The organism is Chryseobacterium sp. MHB01 (assembly GCF_034651565.1).
GTDB classification, from domain to species: Bacteria; Bacteroidota; Bacteroidia; order Flavobacteriales; family Weeksellaceae; genus Chryseobacterium; species Chryseobacterium nepalense.
Map to the genome: position 1 here is coordinate 22961 of NZ_JAYEDA010000020.1, position 21418 is coordinate 44378.

A 21418-nucleotide genomic window follows, 5' to 3' on the forward strand; every position below is an offset into this window, starting at 1 on the left:
TTGCTCCGCGTTAAACACAAAAGAAGCGGCAAAAACTTTGCCGCTTTTTATCTTTATGAAAATAATTTTATTGCTGTTGAGTGCCTAATTTATTCCAGATTTCAATTCTGTAGTCTTTGATATCAGCATTGTCCTGTAAGCTTTTCAGCCAAGCCTGCCCGAACATTCCTGAATTTCTCTGGGTAACAGATTCTGTGAATTGTTTAAGATCTCCAGGTTGCTTGTTTACCGTCTCATTCTTTTTCACCAAAACGTAAACACCTGTTCCGCCTTCAACCGGATTAGAAATTTTTCCTTTTGCTACTCCGAACGCCGCTCCTGCAACTTTAGGTTCCATAGAACCAGCTACTGAAGGATTTAAAAGATTAACCTGTGCAGACTGTTTTGTAGTTCCGAATTGCTTAGCAATCTGATCCAGGCTTCCAGCTTTTCCGATTTTCTCAGAAATCTGCTTTGCAGCAAGTTTATTTTTCACTACTACTTCAATCTGGTCTCTCACAGATTCAGGATCTGCAGAACCTTTTTCCTGCTTCCCGTTCAGGTATACTACGATTTTGTCTCCTGTTCCGTCCACGGTAAACAGCTCGGTATCACCTTTTTCTCTCTTTTTATCAAATGCCCATGCAAGGATTTCAGGATCTTTTTCTGTTCCTAAACCTTGAAGCTGACCATCAAATCTTTTTGCCTGCTTAGGATTTGAGAACTGATAGTTTGCTTTCTTAGCAATATTTACGAAATCGTTAAACGATTTTCCCTGAACCTGCTGAACGAATCTGCTGGCTTTTTTGTTTACATCTGCTTCGGTAGCATCAGAAGGCTTTACTGCTTTTACAAGATTGGCAACTTTATAGCTCATTGCACCCGGCTTTTTATCTTCGATATTGATGATATGATATCCGAACTGAGTTTCTACCACTCCTGTTGCTCCTTTAGGATTGTTAGCAAGGTAGGTAAGGAATTCCGGTACGAAAGGCGTTTCCGGAGTTGTCCATCCAAGACTTCCTCCCTGCGCTGCTGAATTCGGGTCGTTTGATAATTTCAAGAATTCTGTAAATTTCCCTGGATTAGCTTTTACAATTGCACCAATAGAATCCGCCAGTTTTTTAGCCTGTTCTTTGGATCTAGTAACACCCTCTCCCGCCGGGCTTCCTTTAAAAGCAATAAGAATATGTCTTGATAAAGTAGAGTCAGATGTCTTTTTGTCTAAAAGTTTAGACACTACATAGAAATTTTGTTCTTTATAAGGACCGAAAGTCTGTCCGATAGCAGCAGATGGAATCTGCGCCTGAATAGTCTGCGGCAACTGATTTGGTTTCAGATACTGAGGATTGTAAGGCATATCGGAATTGGCCATCACAAACATAGAATCATTCTTTGTATTCTGGAAATTTTCCGTACCGCCGCTTGCATCCGTTCCTGCAGAGAATAATTTGTTGATTTCTTTCTGCGTGGCGGCATCATCCGCTGCACTTGGCTGGGAAGGGAAATAAACCACTCCGATGTTTCTGCTTTCTTCAGCTTTGAACATTACAGGATGCTGCTTGATATAATTGGCAAGATCTTCAGTGGTAACTTTAATATTATTTTTCTGAAGATAAGTTGCATAATCAATCTTTACGAAATCGATATCAGCCAGCTGATCTCTCTGCTTCATTAAAGCTTCTGCTTCTTTTTTCCCGGTTGTGATTCCCTGGGAAATATTAGCAAAAACCTGTCTCGCCATCAATCTGTATTCAATAGATTTTCTGCTTTTCATCCACTGGTTGTATCCTTCCGGCGAACCAGCTTTCATATCTTCAATCTGTTTTTTAAGCTCCTGGGTTTTGAAGTTTCCTTTTTCGTCGAAAAACTGCTTCTGCTGAGCAAACATCTGATCATACTGAAGTTGATTCCAGAAATAATCTTCCGTCATTTCGAAGCCCATTTTCTCGAATTGTTGTTTGATGAGTTTAGACTGTACCAGCAACTGCCAAGCCTGCTCTTCAAGACCGGTCTTCGGCTGCCCCTGCTGATCTGCCTGCTGCTGCAGTACGAAAAGCTGGTCGTTAAACTCTTCACGGGTAATTTTCTCACCATTTACTTTTCCTAAAACATCAGGATTTTTACCGAAAACCTTTTCGATACTGTCTGGGTTTACAAGGAACGCCAAAAGCGCCAGTGCAATTACTCCCATCAAAAGCCAAGGTCTACTCCTAATTTGTCCTAAAATTGCCATTATATAAATTATAGTTTTTTATCAGGTTGCGAAAATACACATTTTTAAGAAATTACGGAAATCCTAGTTCTTTATTTTAATTTTTAAAATTTAATTTTTCTAAAAAAGGAAATTTTGACCGTATTTTTTAGCAAAAAACAAATGGCACAGGTCTTGTGTCATAAAAGGACATATTATATACAATATGACTTTTAGCACATATTGTAAAGTTTTACTTTAATGAATTAAAACGGCAATGACAATTTGTCATTCGATTTACTATGACAGAGTTTGAAGATATAAGTTTAGAAGAAATGATAAGTGACGGATTTGATATTGTAGCTGAAGAGATCAACCTTTCCGATCTTGCAGAAACAGAGAAAAATTCCGAACAAAAAATATTTCCGGTTCTTCCCGTAAGGAATATGGTGATGTTCCCGAATGTGGTTATCCCCATAACAGCCGGAAGAAAAACATCCATACAGCTTCTGGAGGAAGCACAAAAAAACGGCGATTTTATAGGAATTGTAAGCCAGAAAAATTCTGACTTAGAACAGCCATCGGAAAAAGATATTTTCCAGGTAGGTACACTTGCCAAAATCATTAAGATTATAAAGCTTCCTGAAGGCAATATTACGGCTATTACAAAAGGATTTCATCGGTTTAAGATTAAAAAAATCGTTGAAAAGCAACCTTATTTTAAGGCAGAGATATCAAAGCTAAAAGACGGAAAGCCAAAAAACAAGGAAGAATACGAAGCATTGCTGGAAAATGTGAAAGATCTTGCGTTAAAGATTATCGAACTTGATCCGAATATCCCTAATGCGGCCAATTTTGCCATTAAAAACATCAATAATAATGATGACCTGCTGAATTTCATCTGCACCAACGCCAACTTCCCTTCTACCGAAAAGCAAAAACTTCTTGAGGAGAAAAACCTTATGGAAAGGGCTAATAAGTGCTATGAAATGATGCATGAGGATTTCAGAAAACTGGAGCTGAGAAATCAGATTCATCAGAAAACTTCCAAAGATCTCGATAAACAGCAGCGGGAATATTTCCTGAATCAACAGATCAGAACCATCCAAGAGGAACTTGGTGGCGGCCCGGAAAGTGATGTTGAAGAACTAATCGCTAAAGCTAAAAAGAAAACCTGGAGCCAGGAAGTTGAAGAGCATTTTCAAAAAGAGATTAACCGTTTGCAGCGTCAGAATCCTAATTCTCCGGATTATAATGTTCAGAGAAATTACCTGGATTTCTTTACCGATCTTCCCTGGGAAACGTACACCAAAGATACTTTTGACATTGAGAGAGCGCAGAAAATTTTAGATAAAGCACATTTCGGACTGGAAGACATCAAAAAAAGGATCCTGGAACATATGGCTGTTTTAAAACTTAAAAACAACATGAAATCTCCTATTCTTCTTTTGGTGGGACCTCCGGGTGTGGGAAAAACATCTCTCGGAAAATCCGTTGCCGATGCCTTGGGAAGAAAATATGTACGGGTTTCTCTTGGCGGGCTGCATGATGAAAGTGAAATCCGTGGACACAGAAAAACATACATCGGAGCCATGGCAGGAAGAATTCTTCAGTCTATTAAAAAATCAGAAACTTCAAATCCTGTAATTGTTCTTGATGAGATTGATAAAGTAGGAAAAGGAATGCACGGTGATCCGAGTTCCGCACTCTTAGAAGTACTTGATCCTGAGCAAAATAAATCATTCTACGACAATTTTCTTGAAATGGGCTATGATTTGTCCAAAGTAATGTTTATTGCCACAGCAAATTCCCTATCAACGATTCAGACACCTTTGCTGGACAGAATGGAAATTATTCAGATTACAGGATACACTTTGGAAGAAAAAATCGAAATCGCCAAACGACATTTAATCAAGAAACAACAGGAAGAAAACGGCCTCGATTCCAAATCATTCAAACTTGGAAACAGTGAGCTTAAGCATATTATTGAAGCACATACTTCAGAGAGCGGGGTAAGAAGCCTTGAAAAAAGACTTGCAGCCATCGCAAGATGGGCAGCACTGCAAACAGCTTTGGTAAAAGAATATGACCCAAAAATCTCCATTGAAAAAATTGATGAAATTTTAGGTGTTCCGAGACCTAAAAGCCTGTCTGAACTTACCGATGTACCAGGCGTTGTTACCGGGCTTGCATGGACAAGCGTAGGCGGCGATATCCTTTTTATTGAAAGCATTACCAGCAACGGAAAAGGCTCGCTTACCATGACCGGAAATCTGGGAACGGTAATGAAAGAATCTGCAACCATCGCCCTGGAATATATTAAAGCCAAACATGATGACCTGGGAATTTCTCAGGACGATATTGAAAAGAAGAATATCCACGTTCACGTTCCGGAAGGAGCAACTCCTAAGGACGGTCCATCTGCAGGGATTGCCATGCTTACTTCGATGGTTTCTTCATTTAAAAATAAAAAAGTAAAGCCTCATCTTGCCATGACCGGTGAGATTACGCTGAGAGGAAAAGTACTTCCGGTAGGCGGAATTAAAGAAAAGCTGCTTGCTGCAACAAGAGCGGGAATCAAAGAAGTTATTCTTTGTGAGGCCAACAGAAAAGATGTAGAAGAAATAAAAAAGGATTATTTAAAAAATCTGAAAGTTCATTATGTAAGCTGGATGAATGAAGTGCTGGAACTCGCCGTTGAAAAATAGATTACATTAATATTCTCATATAAACACATCTCACAAGGATGTGTTTTTTTTAATTTAAAAAACAGGCATGGAATTTTCTTATCCTAACAGTCATCAAATAAATTATTTTTAAGACGCTTCAATTCGGAGTGTTTTTATTATTTTTATGCAACAGAAAAAATTATGAATTTACTTCGGCTTCCTTTTCTCGTAAAGCTTGCGCTGGTTATTGTTTCCATAATAGGATTTGGATATCTTTTAGCTTTGGGCGAAAGCATTCTTGCTCCGTTTTTTTTAGCATTTCTTATGGCCATGATATTTTTGCCATTTGCTAATTTTCTGGAACAGAAATTAAAATTTCCAAGATCATTTTCTACCATATTTTCTGTAATGATTTTGCTGATTGTCATTACAAGTCTTATCTTTTTCTTTGGCTCCCAGATTTCGAGTTTCAGTAAAGACATTCCCCAGCTTACAGAGCAGGCAACACATGTTTTTCATGATCTCCAAAGATGGGTTTCCAGAACATTTAATGTGAAAATTGATGAGCAGTTTGCCTATCTGGACGAAGGCTTAAAGAAACTGTTATCTTCTACAGGCATTATTTTAGGGTTTACCCTGGGAATTTTTTCTACAGGATTAGGATTTTTAGCTTTCTTTATTTTATTTTTCATATTCATTTTAAATTACAGAAGAATTTTAAATAATTTCATTGTTAATGTTTTCACCGAAAAGCATAAAAGCAGTGTTCAGGAAGTCGTTTCGGAAGTTAGAATAATGACAAAAAGATATATTATCGGGCTTTGTCTTCAGGTGATTATTGTTTCGATTCTTACAACAACTGTCCTTACCATACTGGGAGTAAAATATGCTATTCTGCTTGGAGTTCTTACCGGTTTGCTTAATATAATTCCTTATATAGGCATTTTCATTTCGCTCCTTATTTCCTGTTTTATCGCTTTTGCAACCAGTACTCCGTCCACATGCATTTACGTTGCTATAGGATATATTATTGTTCATGCCATAGACGGAAACATTATTCTTCCTTTTGTAGTAGGATCAAAAGTAAAAATCAACGCCTTATTTTCTTTTATAGGCATTCTGGTTGGTGAACATCTGTGGGGAATTGCAGGCATGTTTTTATGTATTCCGGCCATTGCCATCATTAAAATTATCTTTGAAAGAGTTGAAGGACTTCAGCCGTGGGGAAAATTACTCGGTGAAGAAGAAAAACCGGATAAGAAAAAGAAAAAATATAAAATCTCTAAAAATATAACCCTAAAAGAGATGGATTAATTACAAAATAAAATATTTATTATAAATTTTACAACATATAGTTAATGGATTATAATTTTATTTAACTTTAAATAAAAATATTTCTATGAAAGCCGTAAAATTTATCCTGTCTCTTCTTTTCGGATTAATGTTTATTAATGCCGGATTAAACAAATTCTTCAATTACATGCCAATGGAAAACCCGACTCCGGAGCAAATGAAAGTTTTTAGTGCTTTTGGGGAAATTGCTTGGCTGATGCCATTGGTAGGTGCCGTTGAAGTCATCGGCGGACTGCTGTTTATCTTTCCAAAAACGAGAGCTTTAGGAGCTATTGTCATTTTACCCGTGATGGTAGGAATTGTCGCGCATGTGTTTACTTTAGACAAATCACCAAGTATGATGGCTACTGTTGGAGTAATGTTTCTTATCAACCTCTGGATGATTATAGACAACAGAGAAAAATACAAACATCTGGTGAGCTGATCAAAAAATGAATGACCAATTAAATTATGAATGGTCAATAGTGAATTTTGCTCCACAGTAAATTTAAAAAATTGACAATCAAAGCGAATTAACAATTGACCATTCACTTATATCATACAAATGCACTAAAGCCGGTAATTGATCTTCCCACAATCAAAGAATTGATTTCTTTGGTTCCTTCGTAAGAATAAATAGCTTCCGCATCTGCCACAAATCTAGCCACGTCGTATTCAAGGAGGATTCCGTTTCCGCCCATGACTTCTCTTGCTCTTGATACGATATCCCTCGTTCTCATGGTACAGAAAACTTTTGCGAGAGAAGCGTGTTCATCTTTCAAAATTCCTTCATCCTGCATTTCGGAAAGTCTGAAAACCATTGTCTGCATTGCCGTAAGATTGGAAAGCATTTCCACTAAATGTCCCTGAATCATCTGGAAAGAAGCAATCGGTTTACCGAACTGTTCTCTTTTCCTGGTATAATCCAAAGCACTTTCATACGCTCCTCTGGCGCAACCGGTTGCCATCCAGGCCACTCCTGCCCTCGTCATCCGTAATACTTTCGCGGTATCTTTAAAAGAATTTGCATTTTGCAATCTGTTTTCTTCAGTAATCATACAATCTTTTAGGGTAATCAATCCGTTTTGAACGATTCTCAAAGCCATTTTCCCCTTTATTTTCTCTACCGAATATCCGGGATTATCTTTTTCAACAATAAATCCTTTTACTTCGCCATCATCAAGATCTCTGGCCCAGATAATAATAACATCGGCAAAAGTTGCATTCCCGATCCACTTTTTCTGTCCGTTCAGAACCCAGCCTTCAGGTGTTTTCTTACAGGTTACCGTTAAGCCACCTGCTGCTCCGGAACCGACTTCAGGCTCCGTTAAGCCAAAAGCTCCTATTTTTTCGAATTTCTGCATTTGCGGAAGCCACTTTTGCTTTTGCTCTTCAGAACCGCAGATATAAATCGAACCCATGGAAAGACCGGACTGCACTCCGAAGAAAGTAGCAATAGAAGCATCTACTCTTGCCATTTCCATAGCCAGAACGCCTTCCATCAGGAAAGGCAATCCGGGACAGCCATACCCTTCGTAGGTAACGCCGCAAATATTCAGTTTCTGAAATTTCGGTATTAATTCATGTGGAAATTCGTCTCTCAGCCAGTAATGATTAACCAAAGGCCTTACTTCTTTTTCCATAAACGCTCTTACTTTAAGCTGAATTTCTCTTTGATCCGGGCTCAACGTATGATAAATGTCGTAAAAGTCGCCATCGATGGGTGGAAGTTCTTTTTTCTTTTTATTGGGATCGAGCATTTTCATCATTCCGGAAAGCTGCTTATCGTCTAGCTTGGAGAAATTCTCCATCAACTTGGGAAGATTTACCTTTTGAGAAATTGTACTCAGCTGGTCAAAGTCTATGGATCTGAATAATTCTATTGCATTTCTGATTTTGGAAAAAGTATTTGACATAAATAATTCTTTGTGTGTTTGACTTGTAAAAGATAAGCAAAAATTAATCCGAAAATGAGGTACCTAAAACCTGTTTATTTTACAAATACCTGATTTTTAAAAACTTAATAAATAATTTCCTTTTACAAATTGTTTACCGCTGATTTCCAAATGTTACAAAAGATTCAGCCCGAACTTTGGAATAAGCAAAACATTAAAAATCAATATTATGAAAACAACGCACCTCAGATTATCATTGGCAGCCGCATTGTTATTAGGAATATATTCCTGTAAAAAAGGAGAAGTTGCATCAACAGATATGGAAGCGTATGCTACCGCTGACTCTTCGGCAGCAATGGTTTCGGATAGTGTTTCTTCCGTTGCCACCATGAGAGTAAAAGACAAGCAGTTTATTAAAACCGCTGATGTGAACATGGAAGTAAAAGACGTTTATGAGACAACGATCTCTATTGAAAAGTCTGTACAGGAACTTGGAGGATTTGTAACAAAAAGCAACCTGCAGAGTAATGTTGTTTCGGAAAATACATATAACACATCGAATGAAAATGCCGTATTGGTAAAAAAATACCAGACAGAAAACAGGATGCAGCTGCGAGTTCCCACTGAAAAACTCGGTGAACTGCTCACTATGATCAACGATAAAAAACTATTCCTTAATTCAAGGCTCATTAATGCGGAAGATATAACATCAAGCATAAAATACGCCCAGCTTGAAAGCAAAAGAATTGAAAAAAACAGCAAAAACATCTCTGCATTAAAAGCTAATAAAGATAAAGTAGAGCTGGATAACGAAAATATGGCTGAAGGCAATCAACAACAATTAGCCAACATGGATGTGACTGACAACCTGAAATACAGTATGGTGGATGTTTACATTAAAGAACCAAAAATCAGAGTTGCTGAGATTGCCATTACCAACACAGACAGTATTGATGATAAATATAACTTCGATTTTCTATACAGTGCTAAATCAGCTTTTGTGGAAGGATATTATTTAATTCAGAAAATTGTTGTAGGATTAATTACAGTATGGCCAATTGTATTAATCGGAATTGCAGTCGTTTATTTTGCAAGAAAAAGGAAGTCTGCAAAAAAGCGGTCGGACGCCGAAGCATAAGCTATTCTAACCTACGGGTTATCTATATATATTTTAAATTTTACAATAAACCTTTGGTAAATCCTGAGGTTTTTATTTTCATTAAAACTTTCTTTTAAGAATTTCCGGTTTTGTTTTATAGAGATGAAGAATCAGTTCACCAAATAAAGTATTGGCCCATGCAAACCACGCCCTTGTAAAATCTTCAGGATGATCAACATCAAAAGACTCATGAATAAATCCTGTTCCCGCGTGTGTGGCCCTCAGCATTTTCAAACATGAAATAATTTCTTCATCGTTATCGGTGGTTAAAGCCTGCATGATCAAACCTAAAGGCCAGATCTTATGTTCTCCGATGTGCGGCCCGCCGATTCCTTTGGCAAATTTTCCCTCACTAAACCATGGATTGGTCTTGCTCAAAGAAAACTTCCTGGTATTCTGATAAATTTTATCGTCTTTCGAAGCATATCCTAAATAAGGGATGGACAGTAAATTCGGGACATTGGCATCATCCATAAACAGAGCATTTCCAAAACCGTCAATTTCCAATGCATAAATCTTTCCCGCCTCAGGATGATTTAAAACAGCATATTTTTGAATCGCATCATCTACTTCTTTAGCCAAATCTTTAAACTGGCCTGAAGAATTCTCATCTTTTAAAATTTTAGAAAAGATTTCTGCCGTCTCTCTTAAAGAAACTACCGCAAACATATTGGAAGAAATCAAAAACGGGTAAAAAGTAGCATCATCCGAAGGTCTGAACATCGAATGAATAAGTCCAACTTTCATGGTTGGATTTCCGTACCCTCCTGCAAACTGCGTATCCAAAGGATTTCCATTGGATCGCTGGAATTTATACAGTCCTTTTGAATCTTTTCTTTGCTGCTGTTTAAAAGTCTGCAAAATCAAAAGCATTGCTTTTTTCCAATCCGCATCAAATACTGAAGAATCACCAGTTGCTTTCCAGTAGTTATAAGACAATCTCATCACATAACACAAAGAATCGATTTCCCACTTCCTTTCGTGAATTCCGGGCTTCATTAGTGTAGAATCATCTTTCCATTCGCTTATTTTGGCTGCATTATCAAAAAAAGCATTGGCATAAGGATCAAGAAGAACACATTCTACCTGCTTATTAATAACACCTTTTAAGAGATTCTTCAGCTTTTCATCTTCATTGGCAAGGCCTAAATACGGATAAACCTGTGCAGAAGAATCCCTGAGCCACATGGCGTCAATATCTCCCGTAATTACATAAGTGTAAGGCTTATTATTTTTATAATAAAATTTTACTGTTGTATCTAATGTATTAGGAAAACAATTTTCAAACATCCACGCCAGTTCTTTGTCAGCAATTGATTTTTTAACTGTCTTAATGGTTTTTTCAACCGCTTCAGACGTAAATTTTCGTTGGGAAATTTCGGGCCGTCTGGAAATATATTCTTCGTTAAAAATAAATTTTACAGGCAAGGGCAAAGCAAAAAAGCCAATTCCTAATGATGATTTTCTGATAAAATTACGTCTGTTGATCATTAGTAAAAAATTTGATCTAAAAATACTGATTTTGACAATAAGAACTTGCCGGCTGATTTTTAATCATCCATTGACATCATTGAACTAAATTCCGTAAATTTGCAAATCAATATTTTACATGAGGATTTGGTATTCACGATCCTGAATCCTAATCACAAAACCTAATTTCTAATATATGCTATCAAAAATAAATCCTACTCAAACCAATAGCTGGAAAGCATTAGACGAACAGTTTGCCAATAATGATTTTGATCTGAGAAGTCTTTTTCAAAGCAATCCGAACCGTTTTAATGAATTTTCAATCAAAAGACCGAATTTTTTGTTCGATTATTCGAAAAACCTCATCGATTCCGAAACGAAAAAGCTTCTTTTAAGCCTCGCAGAAGAATGTGAACTGAAAGATGCCATTTCCAAAATGTTTTCGGGAGACAAAATCAATGAGACGGAAGGAAGAGCAGTTCTGCATACAGCTTTGAGGGATTTTTCCGATAAAGAGATTTTAGTAGACGGAGAAAACATCAAACCTCAGATTAAAAAGGTTTTGGATCATATGAAATCTTTTTCCGAAAGTATTATTTCAGGAGCTCATAAAGGTTTTAGCGGAAAAGAAATTACAGATGTGGTGAACATTGGAATCGGCGGTTCGGATTTAGGGCCTGTGATGGTGGTTTCGGCTTTAAAACATTTTAAAACAAGGTTAAACGTTCATTTTGTTTCTAATGTAGACGGAAATCATATTGCAGAAGTTGTGAAAGACCTCAATCCTGAAACAACGCTGTTCATCATTGCTTCTAAAACATTTACTACCCAGGAAACAATGACGAATGCTCATTCTGCAAGAGACTGGTTCTTAAAAGCAGGAAAACAAGAAGATGTAGCGAAACACTTTGTGGCTTTATCTACTAACGTCCAAGCGGTTAAAGACTTTGGAATTGCGGAAGAGAATATCTTCGAATTCTGGGATTGGGTGGGCGGAAGATACTCATTATGGAGCGCCATCGGATTAAGTATCGTCTTGGCTGTAGGTTATGAAAACTTCGAACAGTTACTCAGAGGAGCTTATGATACTGACCAGCATTTCCAGACAGCAGATTTTGCTGAAAACATTCCAGTTTTAATGGGATTGATCGGAATCTGGTACCGTAATTTTTATGCAGCGACAACGGTTGCGATTCTTCCTTACTCACAATATTTAGACAGATTTCCGGCATATTTCCAGCAGGGAGATATGGAAAGCAACGGAAAATGTGTTGACAGAAACGGAGAGTTCGTAGAATATGAAACAGGACCCATCATTTGGGGTGAACCGGGAACAAACGGACAGCATGCTTTCTATCAATTAATTCACCAAGGAACAGAACTGATTCCTGCTGATTTTATTGCTTATGCTAAAAGTCCAAACAAAGTTTCCGATCATCAGGATAAATTATTAGCCAATTTCTTCGCTCAGACTGAAGCTCTTGCCTTCGGAAAAACAGAAGAAGAGGTAGAAGCGGAATTAAAGGCCTCAGGAAAATCTGATGAAGAAATTGATTTCTTATTAAATTATAAAGTTTTCCACGGAAATACACCTACCAACTCCATATTATTCAATGAATTGACTCCTTTTTCACTAGGTCAGTTAATCGCATTGTACGAGCATAAAATTTTCGTTCAGGGCGTAATCTGGAATATTTTCAGTTTCGACCAGTTCGGGGTGGAATTAGGGAAAGTTTTAGCGAATAAAATTCTTCCGGAACTTGAAAGTAATGAGACCGTTAGCGCTCATGATTCTTCAACCAATGGATTAATTAATTATTATAAAGCAAACAAATAAATTGTTGCTGATTTTCATTAATTTTGATTAAAAATAAAACAAATGAGTACCATTATCATACATCTTAAAAATAAAGAAGAAGAAACTTTAATGGAAAATCTTTTGAAAAAAATGAAAATCAGTTTTGAAAAAAACGAGGATGATTTTGAATTGACGGATGAAATGAAAAGAGTTATTGATGAATCTTTAAAACAAGACAGATCACAATCGGTAGATGCATTCGAATCGTTAAAGAGAATTTCCGAAAAGTATGGCATTTAAAATTTTAGTTTCTCCTATTGCAAACAATAATATTGATGATGCTATTAAATATTATAAACTGCAATCTCAATCTGCAGCTAAAAGTTTTAAGAAAAAATTATTAGATGCTTATAAATCTTTGCAGATAAATCCTTTTTTCGCAGTTAAATATAAAGATGTAAGGGCGATTCCTTTAAAGAAACTGCCTTATTTAATTTTATTTGATGTAGACGAAAAAGAAAAAATCGTAAATATCCTCTCCGTTTTCTGCACCCATCAGAATCCGGAAAAATATCCTTAAAAAATCTAATTATAAAAGTAATAAAAGTAAAAATGGCAGAAATTCTTGACGGACTAAAAATATCCAAAGAAATAAAACAGGAAATAAAGGCTGAAGTTGAAAAAATTGTTGCCGGGAAAAGACGTGCACCACATTTGGTGGCTATTCTTGTAGGAAACAATGGAGCGAGCAAAGCTTATGTCAATTCAAAAGTAAAAGACTGTGAAGAAGTTGGCTTTCAATCAAGCCTTATAAAATTTCCAAGCACTGTTTCAGAATCTGAGTTGCTGGAAAAAATTGATGAATTAAATAAATCCAAAGCGGTTGACGGATTCATCGTTCAGTTGCCATTACCGGATCAGATCGACCAGGAAAAAATCATTAATGCTATTGATCCAAGAAAAGATGTTGACGGTTTTCACCCTGAAAATTTCGGAAGAATGGCATTGGAAATGGATACTTTCCTGCCTGCTACGCCATTTGGTATTTTAACATTACTGGAAAGATACAATATTGAAACAAAAGGTAAAGACTGTGTTATCATCGGAAGAAGTAAAATCGTAGGAAGACCGATGAGTATCCTTATGGGAAGAAAAGATTTCCCGGGAAATTCTACGGTTACCTTAACACACTCTTATACAAAAGACATCGAAGAATATACTAAAAAAGCAGACATTGTTATTACTGCATTAGGTGATCCTCATTTCCTGAAAGGAGATATGATTAAAGAAGGTGCCGTAATTGTTGACGTAGGAATTACAAGAGTAGACGACGACTCTCCGAAAGGATATTATCTGGCTGGTGACGTAGACTTTGACAGCTGTGCAGCAAAAGCAAGCTGGATTACACCGGTTCCGGGAGGAGTTGGGCCTATGACAAGAGCGATGTTGATGAAAAATACAATCATTGCTTACAAAACTTCGGTCTACAACGATTAATTTTAAAATGGACTTAGTAGAAGATATATTATTAAAAGAAGGTAAAATGCTCCCTGTGATGGAGCATTTTTACACTCTTCAGGGAGAAGGAGCACATACCGGAAAAGCAGCCTATTTTATCAGGCTGGGTGGCTGCGATGTAGGGTGCCATTGGTGCGATGTAAAGGAAAGCTGGGATCCGAACCTCCATCCGCTGATGAATGCAAAAGAAATTGCAGAAACCGCAGCAAAGCACTGTAAGACAATTGTTTTAACAGGTGGAGAGCCATTGATGTGGAACCTTGATATTTTAACATCAAGACTAAAAGAACTGGGCTGCTCTATTCATATTGAAACTTCAGGAGCTTATCCGTTGAGCGGGCAGATCGACTGGATCACATTATCTCCCAAAAAAACCGGCCTCCCAAAAGAGGAAATTTATCAAAAAGCACATGAGCTGAAAGTGATTGTATTTAATAATAATGACTTTAAATTCGCCCAAGAGCAGGCAGCAAAGGTTTCAGAGAGCTGTACACTATACCTCCAGAGCGAATGGAGCAAACGTGACGAAATGTACCCTAAAATTACAGATTTCATTCTCGAACATCCGGAGTGGAGAGCTTCCGTGCAGACCCATAAGTATCTGAATATTCCATAAAAATATGTAAATTAGCTTTCTTATCCGTTAAACCCGATAGATGCAGAGAATACGCTATTCCAGATATCTTAAATCCATCATTATCCTGCTTGACCTTGTGGTTATTGCATCTATTTTCATATTCTTTTTTTTAACAAGGAATCAGACTCTGAAATACAATGAGGAAACCTGGTATCAGAATGCCTTTTCTTTAGCATTGCTTTTTTTATTCTGGATTCTTTTAAGCGGAAGAACAGGAATTTACAATATTCCCAGAAACCTTACCTATACTCTGTTTCTGGAAAGAATCTTCATTCATTTTTTGTTATTTATTCTTGGGGTATTGCTGATTGGAAAAGTAAGCTACAATGTATTTTTTAATTCAGATATTTACTGGCTTTCCTTCTATCTCTTCTTTTTTATTTTTTTTGTAAGATCGATGATATTTTTCGGAATCAAATATGTCCGAAGCCTTGGGATCAACCACCGGAACGTGATGTTTATACATGAGAACAGCTCTACGGAAGTTTTAAAAAATATATTAAGAGACAGAAGGGATTACGGATATAAAATTTTTGAATATCCAAATGAGGAAATCAAAACCGATCAGCTGATTGAATTCTGGAAGGAAAACGGAATCCACACGCTGTTCATTCCTCTGGAAAATTCTTATACGCACAGTACGGAAAAAGAAATTTTCAAACTGGCAGAAGCGAATAAAGTACACATCTCATTGATTCCCAATATTACACAAAGTGATTTTTTCCTTTACAATATGGGATATATACAGACACAGCCCGTTCTTAATCAGGTAAAATATCCGCTGGAATATTATTCTAATTATTTGATGAAAAGAATTTTCGATATCATCTTTTCTTTAGTCATTTTGATTGGAGTATGTTCGTGGCTCTTCCCTATTGTTGCTGTTTTAATCAAATTAACATCAAAAGGACCTGTATTTTTTATTCAGGAGAGATATGGATTTCATGAAGAGGTTTTTAAATGCATCAAATTCCGTACAATGATCGTTAATGACGAATCGTCAACAAAAACAACTGAAGAAAATGATAAAAGGATCACTCCTTTCGGAAAATTTCTGAGAAAAACCAGCCTTGACGAAATGCCTCAGTTTCTGAATGTCCTGAAAGGGGACATGTCCATCGTAGGACCAAGGCCTCATATGCTCGCGGTAGACAATTATTACAAACCAAAAATAGGACGCTACAGCCTGAGAAGCATGGTAACTCCCGGAATTACAGGTCTTGCTCAGGTAAACGGACTTCGCGGAGATGCCGGAGATGTGGAAGTGGAAATGAATAAAAGAGTTCTGGCAGATGCATTTTATGTAAGAAACTGGAGTTTCATGCTTGATCTGGTCATCATCTTAAAAACCATTTTACTGGTGATTGGCGGAGATAAAAATGCAAAATAAAGATTTTGGTCTACATTATGATATATTGAATATTGATAGAGCCTGGTCTGCCCATTCTATAATTAATAAATAAAAAAAGTCTAATTTAGCAGAATGTTAAAAAAGTTTTTTACAGCAGTCGGAGAATACATTATCCTTCTCGGTAAATCTATACAGAAGCCACAGAAAATGAATGTTTTCTGGAAGCTGCTCATGAGAGAAATAAATGACTTAGGCGTTAATTCATTTGGTCTTGTCATCTTCACTTCTATATTTGTAGGAGCAGTTGTGGCCATTCAGATGTTTAATAATTTTGATGCTTCATCGTTCCCTATTCCGCCATCATTTGTAGGATATGCTACAAAAGCCGTTTTGGTTCTGGAATTTTCTCCTACCATTATAAGTCTTATCCTTGCCGGTAAAGTAGGTTCTTACATTGCCTCCAGTATCGGAACGATGAGGGTTTCCGAACAGATTGACGCTTTGGATATTATGGGAGTAAATTCTCCTAATTTTCTTATTTTTCCTAAAATTGTAGCGTGTGTAATTTTTAATCCTCTACTTATTGCCATAAGTATTGTTTTTGGTATTGGCGGAGGTTATATAGCCGGGATTTTAACCGGAAACTGGACTACCAATGATTATATTGTAGGAATACAGATGTATATGCCGAATCTGTTTATTTATTATGCATTCACAAAAACAATTGTTTTTGCTTTTATCATAGCAACAGTACCTTCATATTTTGGATATAATGTAAAAGGAGGATCTTTGGAAGTAGGGAGAGCAAGTACACAGGCAGTAGTTTGGACAATGGTTTTCATTATCCTTTCGGAATTACTATTAACCCAATTAATATTAAGCTAAATGATTGAGGTAAAAGATCTTAAAAAAAGTTTTGATCAGGTTGAGGTACTTAAAGGAATTTCAACTACATTCGATAAAGGAAAGGTCAATCTGATCATTGGGCAGAGTGGATCCGGAAAAACGGTATTCCTTAAAAGTCTGCTTAATGTTTATCAGCCAACTTCCGGAGAAATTCTATTTGACGGTAAGGATATCAATGTGATGTCAAGAGAAGAAAAGCAGCATCTTCGCTCCGAGATCGGAACGGTTTTCCAGGGAAGTGCCTTGTTCGATTCTTTAACAGTGGAAGAAAATATTATGTTCCCGCTGGATATGTTTACCAATTTAACATTCAGGGAAAAGAAAAGACGGGTTTTCGAGGTTATCGGAAGAGTACATCTTGATAAAGCTAATAAAAAATTTCCTTCCGAAATTTCCGGGGGTATGCAGAAACGGGTAGCGATTGCAAGAGCAATTGTGAATAATCCCAAATATCTTTTCTGTGATGAACCGAATTCCGGTCTGGATCCTTACACCTCCAATGTAATCGATGATCTGCTGCTGGAAATTACCCAGGAATACAATACCACTACCATCATCAATACCCACGATATGAATTCTGTAATGACAATTGGCGAGAAAATTGTATACCTGAGATTAGGAATCAAGGAATGGGAAGGAAATAAAGATATCCTGATTACGGCGGGTAATAAAAATCTTATTGACTTTGTATATTCTTCGGAATTATTTAAAGAACTGAGAGAGTATCTGCTTGAGAACAATAAAACGATTGATAATACAATTACAAAAATAGAAGACAATGAAAAAGATTCTTAGTATAGCTTTAATAGGGTTTTCCCTATTTGCTTCTGCACAGATTTCTTTGGCAGGAAAGGCAAATTTAATTTTTCCTACAGGATCTCCGTCATGGCAGAATATCAAAGGAACGGTAAACCAGGCCATTGAAGGCGAAGGTAAAAACAATGCAGGTTTTAACGTGGGTCTTTCATTAAAAGTGGGATTGCCAACCTCGTTTTTCCTGATGCCGGAATTGTACTACACCAATTTTAAAAATGAATTTACTGCCGCCAATACAACTTTTGATATCAAGAGCAGCAGGCTGGATCTTCCTGTTCTTTTAGGATACAATATTTTAGGAAATACTCTTGGCGTTTTTGTAGGTCCTGTGGCGAGCTACAATTTGGCTAAAGAAGACGCTTTTAATGACTTTAAAGAAAATGCCAGGGATAATTTTACCGTAGGATACCAATTCGGTGCTCAGGTTGAAATCTCTAAATTAATTCTGAATGCCAGATACGAAGGTGCTTTCAGTAAAGATTCCAGAAATTTTATCAACCGAGTTTCAGGTGAAGAGATAAGATATGACAACAGACCTAACCTTTTTATGGTAGGTGTAGGTTATAAGTTTTAAATTAACATTAATTTAGCAATACCAAATCCTCAGTTTATCAGAGCTGAGGATTTTGATTTCTTAGGTCCAGCTCTGCTTCACGTCTTGCAATATCAGCAGCTCTTTTTTCAAGATCTTCTTTTTCCTGCTGCAGTTTTTTAAACTCTCTTCTTTTCTCTTCAGCTTTTATTGCACTTCCTTTGCTTACGTAGCCTACCATTCCGCCTATTATCAATCCGATTCCGATACCTCCCAGAATTCCCATTATATGAGGCATCCCAAGATCATTTAATGTAAAATTGTTTGCTGTAAGATAAAAAAGAAGTATGGATAAAGCCAAAAGAATAAGTCCTGTAATTGTTAGATTTTTCATAGTGTTGTGCCTAAATGGTTTGAATTAAAAGGCCTTACCAAATTAATAAAAATTCAATAAGGCCTTACTCAAGATTAAAATTTCTTTTTGTATTTACATTTTTCCTCCTGCAGCTCTGTAATATTCCAGTGCTTTAGGTAAATTTTTATTAATATCTGAGATTCTGGTTTCAGGATTAGGGTGAGTAGATAAAAATTCCGGCTGTCTTGCTCCCTTTGAAGCCGCCTCCATTCTTTCCCAGAAAGGAATTGCCTCTCTTGGATCGTATCCTGCCATTCCCATGATGTAAAGTCCCATCTGATCTGCTTCAGACTCCTGATTTCTTCCGTATTTCAATAAAGCGACCTGTGATCCGATAGGATAAACCGCTTCAAAAACATTGGCCCACTGTGCATTGGAAATACTTCCTCCTAAGATTGCTCCACCGTATTGAGCAACCATTGCCTGAGAAATCCTTTCGTTTCCATGTCCGGCCAAGGCGTGTGACACTTCATGCCCCATTACTACAGCCAATCCGTTTTCATTTTTGGTAACGGGCAAAATTCCAGTGTAAACCGCTACTTTTCCGCCAGGCATACACCATGCATTAAGCTCATTACTCTGAATAAGATTAAATTCCCAATTATAATTGGCAAGATCTCCCGAACGACCGATGGACTGATAATATCTTTCTGCAGCAGATTTAATTCTCGATCCTACATTGACTACCTTTTTGGCATCTGCTGTTCCTGTTATAACTTTGGATTTTCCTAATGTTGATCTGTACTCCTGAGCAGACATGGTCAGGATTTCTGAATTATTTGCCAACTGTAAAGAAGACCTTCCCGTGATTGGATTGGTCGTACAAGCAGCAACAATAAGAGCCGAAGCCCCTATTCCTAATAAATTTGTAAATTTCATAGTTCGAGTGTTATTAGTTCAACCTTTACAATTTTTATTCCAAAATAAAATTTTAAGCTTATATATTTGCATACAATTTGCTGTTTGTATCCGTATATATTTATATTATGAAAAAGTTTATCTCCATTATATGCATGCTTGCCTTTCTGTTGCTTTTCGAAAACTGTTCTTCACAGAGCAGCAATATGGATGTCCAGGCAGTAACGGCGCTTATAAATTCCCAGGATTTTTCGTTTCATGCACAGAGAGCCAATCCTACCAATTATGACGTTATCAATATTGCGAACTCATTGCCTAATGCTCCCGCTACCAGAATTTTTGACCTGACCGGCAGCAATTACAGCATCGATATCAGACCCAACAGTCTGGAAGTGGCACTCCCTTATTTTGGAAGAGTTTTTAACCCTACCTATGGAAATACAACACAAAACAGTTACCGATTTACTTCAAAGGATTTTACCATTAATAAAAGTCAGAATAAAAAAGGAGCCTGGATTGTAAGAATTAAAACCAATGATGTGAAAGCTGTTGATGAAATTATTATTGAAGTTTCGAAATCCGGACAAGCTCTTACCTCTATAAGAAGCAACGACAGGCAGCCGATTTCGTATGACGGATATATTACAAAAAATGAAGAACAGAAAGTTCACCCTTAAGATTTTTCTTTAGATAAAAATTTTTCCACAAATAATTTTGCTTCGGTACTTGGATTGGAAACCAGTGCAGAAGCATTTTTTTTATGCTGAAGATAAGCCTCTTCCAAAGTATTGTTTTTCTTCATCTCCGACAAAATATATTCCTGAACCCAATATTCGAAGCGCTTTTCAGCCTGCTGATTTCTTACTTCATCAAATCTTTTGGTTTTCTTTTTTAGGCTAATGAATTCATCAATTTTTTCAAAAACTTCATTAAGCCCCTCATTGCTTAAAGCAGAACCCAGTAAAACCGGAACTTTCCAGTCTTTTTCTTTGGGAGGAATAAAGTCCAGTGCTCTTTTTAATTCGATCCTCGTATTTTTCGCTTTCCGCAGATTTTCTTCATCAACTTTATTGATAAAGATCACATCTACCATTTCCATGATTCCTCTTTTGATTCCCTGAAGTTCATCTCCGCCGCCGATTATTTTTAAAAACAGGAAAACATCTGTAATATCTGCGACCAAAACTTCAGACTGACCGACACCTACGGTTTCTATTAAAATATAATCGTAGCCCGCTGCTTCGCAGATCATCATGGTTTCAAAAGTGGTATTGGCAACACCTCCCAGAAATCCTGAGCTTGGAGAAGGCCTTATAAAAGCGTTTTCTTCTTTTGCCAGTTCTTCCATCCTTGTTTTATCGCCCAGAATACTTCCTTTATTAATGGCTGAACTCGGATCAATCGCCAGAACCGCCACCTTCTTGCCATTGGCAATTGCAAGCCTACCAAAATTTTCAATAAAGGTTGATTTTCCCGCACCCGGAACACCGGTTACGCCCACTCTGATGGAATTTCCCGTGAAAGGCATCACCTCTTTTAGTAATTCTTCGGCTTGTTGGCGGTGCTCAGCTTTTTTACTTTCTACTAAGGTAATGGCTTTTGCAATCAGGCGTTTGTTTCCTGACTGTATTCCTTCCAATAGTTCTTTTGTAGAAAATTTCATTGATCCAAAAATAGACAATTAAAAGCCAATGGTCAAGAGGATTGGTTTATTTAAATATTATTTCATTTAATTTATCATGACAAATTGTGGGGACTTTGCTTTTTTACCTGATGTTTTGCTGTTAAAGCATAGAAATGACGTGTTGATGTTTTAGTTTCTAATGAAAGGCCTATACCCTAGCCCAGATCGAACGGTATGTTTGAGCTCTTTTGTTATTTCGGGGTTG

General features: G+C 37.0%; 20 protein-coding genes. 14 read left to right on the forward strand and 6 right to left on the reverse strand.

Features of this window, described 5'->3' with window-relative positions:
• Positions 1–67: 67 nt before the first annotated feature.
• The gene (locus tag U9K52_RS19955) at positions 68–2215 is read right to left on the reverse strand and encodes a peptidylprolyl isomerase (protein WP_263602059.1); all 2148 of its coding nucleotides are present in this window, start codon (positions 2213–2215) and stop codon (positions 68–70) included.
• Between the two features lie 260 nt (positions 2216–2475).
• Between U9K52_RS19955 and lon the strand changes: the two genes are divergently transcribed.
• From lon to U9K52_RS19970, 3 genes are all read left to right on the forward strand, one after another.
• Complete coding sequence (gene lon, locus U9K52_RS19960) at positions 2476–4881, forward strand: endopeptidase La (RefSeq protein WP_248388942.1); 2406 nt, start codon at positions 2476–2478, stop codon at positions 4879–4881.
• Positions 4882–5043: 162 nt separating this feature from the next.
• Positions 5044–6156 (forward strand): AI-2E family transporter, encoded by a 1113-nt coding sequence (locus U9K52_RS19965; protein ID WP_263602058.1) that lies wholly within the window; start codon positions 5044–5046, stop codon positions 6154–6156.
• A gap of 85 nt (positions 6157–6241) precedes the next feature.
• The gene (locus U9K52_RS19970; protein WP_263602057.1) at positions 6242–6619 is read left to right on the forward strand and encodes a DoxX family protein; all 378 of its coding nucleotides are present in this window, start codon (positions 6242–6244) and stop codon (positions 6617–6619) included.
• Positions 6620–6731: 112 nt separating this feature from the next.
• Here the strand turns inward: U9K52_RS19970 and U9K52_RS19975 are convergent, their stop codons facing one another.
• Positions 6732–8090, reverse strand: coding sequence for an acyl-CoA dehydrogenase family protein (locus tag U9K52_RS19975; RefSeq protein WP_322927869.1), 1359 nt, complete (start codon positions 8088–8090; stop codon positions 6732–6734).
• A gap of 208 nt (positions 8091–8298) precedes the next feature.
• On the opposite strand from U9K52_RS19975, the gene U9K52_RS19980 reads away from it, so the two are divergent.
• Positions 8299–9207: a DUF4349 domain-containing protein gene (locus tag U9K52_RS19980; RefSeq protein WP_322927871.1), complete on the forward strand. Its 909-nt coding sequence runs from the start codon at positions 8299–8301 to the stop codon at positions 9205–9207.
• A gap of 81 nt (positions 9208–9288) precedes the next feature.
• Here U9K52_RS19980 and U9K52_RS19985 read toward each other — a convergent pair whose 3' ends face one another.
• Entirely contained in the window at positions 9289–10719 is a 1431-nt protein-coding gene (locus U9K52_RS19985) for a glycoside hydrolase family 125 protein (RefSeq protein ID WP_322927873.1), read from the reverse strand.
• Positions 10720–10894: 175 nt separating this feature from the next.
• On the opposite strand from U9K52_RS19985, the gene pgi reads away from it, so the two are divergent.
• The 9 genes from pgi to U9K52_RS20030 all read left to right on the forward strand — a co-directional run bounded on the left by pgi (position 10895) and on the right by U9K52_RS20030 (position 18298).
• Complete coding sequence (gene pgi / locus U9K52_RS19990) at positions 10895–12535, forward strand: glucose-6-phosphate isomerase (protein WP_263602053.1); 1641 nt, start codon at positions 10895–10897, stop codon at positions 12533–12535.
• 42 nt (positions 12536–12577) lie between these two features.
• Positions 12578–12796, forward strand: a complete 219-nt coding sequence (locus U9K52_RS19995) for a DUF2683 family protein (protein WP_263602052.1) — start codon at positions 12578–12580, stop codon at positions 12794–12796.
• Positions 12786–13076 (forward strand): type II toxin-antitoxin system RelE/ParE family toxin, encoded by a 291-nt coding sequence (locus U9K52_RS20000; protein WP_263602051.1) that lies wholly within the window; start codon positions 12786–12788, stop codon positions 13074–13076. Before U9K52_RS19995 ends, U9K52_RS20000 begins: the two co-directional genes overlap by 11 nt.
• Positions 13077–13108: 32 nt before the next feature.
• Positions 13109–13993: a bifunctional 5,10-methylenetetrahydrofolate dehydrogenase/5,10-methenyltetrahydrofolate cyclohydrolase gene (locus tag U9K52_RS20005; RefSeq protein WP_089856500.1), complete on the forward strand. Its 885-nt coding sequence runs from the start codon at positions 13109–13111 to the stop codon at positions 13991–13993.
• Positions 13994–14000: 7 nt separating this feature from the next.
• Positions 14001–14630: a 7-carboxy-7-deazaguanine synthase QueE gene (locus U9K52_RS20010; protein WP_248388957.1), complete on the forward strand. Its 630-nt coding sequence runs from the start codon at positions 14001–14003 to the stop codon at positions 14628–14630.
• A gap of 40 nt (positions 14631–14670) precedes the next feature.
• Positions 14671–16041: an exopolysaccharide biosynthesis polyprenyl glycosylphosphotransferase gene (locus U9K52_RS20015; RefSeq protein WP_263602050.1), complete on the forward strand. Its 1371-nt coding sequence runs from the start codon at positions 14671–14673 to the stop codon at positions 16039–16041.
• A 93-nt stretch (positions 16042–16134) separates the two neighbouring features.
• Positions 16135–16887 (forward strand): MlaE family ABC transporter permease, encoded by a 753-nt coding sequence (locus U9K52_RS20020; protein ID WP_248388959.1) that lies wholly within the window; start codon positions 16135–16137, stop codon positions 16885–16887.
• On the forward strand, positions 16888–17703 hold the full coding sequence (locus tag U9K52_RS20025; RefSeq protein WP_248388960.1) for an ABC transporter ATP-binding protein: 816 nt from the start codon (positions 16888–16890) through the stop codon (positions 17701–17703).
• Positions 17687–18298 carry an outer membrane beta-barrel protein gene (locus tag U9K52_RS20030; protein WP_322927874.1) on the forward strand — a complete coding sequence of 204 codons (612 nt, stop codon included), beginning with the start codon at positions 17687–17689 and terminating at the stop codon, positions 18296–18298. Before U9K52_RS20025 ends, U9K52_RS20030 begins: the two co-directional genes overlap by 17 nt.
• Positions 18299–18335: 37 nt before the next feature.
• On the opposite strand, the gene U9K52_RS20035 is transcribed toward U9K52_RS20030, so the two are convergent.
• A complete protein-coding gene (locus U9K52_RS20035) occupies positions 18336–18650 on the reverse strand; it encodes a hypothetical protein (RefSeq protein WP_072884382.1) in 315 nt (104 codons plus the stop codon).
• A gap of 93 nt (positions 18651–18743) precedes the next feature.
• Positions 18744–19550 (reverse strand): M48 family metallopeptidase, encoded by an 807-nt coding sequence (locus U9K52_RS20040; RefSeq protein WP_248388962.1) that lies wholly within the window; start codon positions 19548–19550, stop codon positions 18744–18746.
• Between the two features lie 107 nt (positions 19551–19657).
• Here U9K52_RS20040 and U9K52_RS20045 point away from each other — a divergent pair, with 107 nt between their 5' ends.
• The gene (locus tag U9K52_RS20045; protein WP_322927876.1) at positions 19658–20206 is read left to right on the forward strand and encodes a DUF4251 domain-containing protein; all 549 of its coding nucleotides are present in this window, start codon (positions 19658–19660) and stop codon (positions 20204–20206) included.
• On the opposite strand, the gene meaB is transcribed toward U9K52_RS20045, so the two are convergent.
• Positions 20203–21192 carry a methylmalonyl Co-A mutase-associated GTPase MeaB gene (gene meaB / locus U9K52_RS20050; protein WP_322927877.1) on the reverse strand — a complete coding sequence of 330 codons (990 nt, stop codon included), beginning with the start codon at positions 21190–21192 and terminating at the stop codon, positions 20203–20205. The two genes, U9K52_RS20045 and meaB, sit on opposite strands and share 4 nt — an antisense overlap.
• Positions 21193–21418: the final 226 nt, after the last annotated feature.

Coding starts and splice junctions, on each gene's coding strand:
- U9K52_RS20030 (WP_322927874.1), top strand. CDS start 17,687: ATGAAAAAGATTCTTAGTATAGCTTTAATAGGGTTTTCCCTATTTGCT.
- U9K52_RS19970 (WP_263602057.1), top strand. CDS start 6,242: ATGAAAGCCGTAAAATTTATCCTGTCTCTTCTTTTCGGATTAATGTTT.
- U9K52_RS20040 (WP_248388962.1), bottom strand. CDS start 19,550: ATGAAATTTACAAATTTATTAGGAATAGGGGCTTCGGCTCTTATTGTT.
- U9K52_RS20000 (WP_263602051.1), top strand. CDS start 12,786: ATGGCATTTAAAATTTTAGTTTCTCCTATTGCAAACAATAATATTGAT.
- U9K52_RS20005 (WP_089856500.1), top strand. CDS start 13,109: ATGGCAGAAATTCTTGACGGACTAAAAATATCCAAAGAAATAAAACAG.
- U9K52_RS19985 (WP_322927873.1), bottom strand. CDS start 10,719: ATGATCAACAGACGTAATTTTATCAGAAAATCATCATTAGGAATTGGC.
- U9K52_RS20010 (WP_248388957.1), top strand. CDS start 14,001: ATGGACTTAGTAGAAGATATATTATTAAAAGAAGGTAAAATGCTCCCT.
- U9K52_RS20025 (WP_248388960.1), top strand. CDS start 16,888: ATGATTGAGGTAAAAGATCTTAAAAAAAGTTTTGATCAGGTTGAGGTA.
- U9K52_RS20045 (WP_322927876.1), top strand. CDS start 19,658: ATGAAAAAGTTTATCTCCATTATATGCATGCTTGCCTTTCTGTTGCTT.
- U9K52_RS19965 (WP_263602058.1), top strand. CDS start 5,044: ATGAATTTACTTCGGCTTCCTTTTCTCGTAAAGCTTGCGCTGGTTATT.
- lon (WP_248388942.1), top strand. CDS start 2,476: ATGACAGAGTTTGAAGATATAAGTTTAGAAGAAATGATAAGTGACGGA.
- U9K52_RS19955 (WP_263602059.1), bottom strand. CDS start 2,215: ATGGCAATTTTAGGACAAATTAGGAGTAGACCTTGGCTTTTGATGGGA.
- U9K52_RS20020 (WP_248388959.1), top strand. CDS start 16,135: ATGTTAAAAAAGTTTTTTACAGCAGTCGGAGAATACATTATCCTTCTC.
- meaB (WP_322927877.1), bottom strand. CDS start 21,192: ATGAAATTTTCTACAAAAGAACTATTGGAAGGAATACAGTCAGGAAAC.
- U9K52_RS19980 (WP_322927871.1), top strand. CDS start 8,299: ATGAAAACAACGCACCTCAGATTATCATTGGCAGCCGCATTGTTATTA.
- U9K52_RS19995 (WP_263602052.1), top strand. CDS start 12,578: ATGAGTACCATTATCATACATCTTAAAAATAAAGAAGAAGAAACTTTA.
- U9K52_RS19975 (WP_322927869.1), bottom strand. CDS start 8,090: ATGTCAAATACTTTTTCCAAAATCAGAAATGCAATAGAATTATTCAGA.
- U9K52_RS20035 (WP_072884382.1), bottom strand. CDS start 18,650: ATGAAAAATCTAACAATTACAGGACTTATTCTTTTGGCTTTATCCATA.
- pgi (WP_263602053.1), top strand. CDS start 10,895: ATGCTATCAAAAATAAATCCTACTCAAACCAATAGCTGGAAAGCATTA.
- U9K52_RS20015 (WP_263602050.1), top strand. CDS start 14,671: ATGCAGAGAATACGCTATTCCAGATATCTTAAATCCATCATTATCCTG.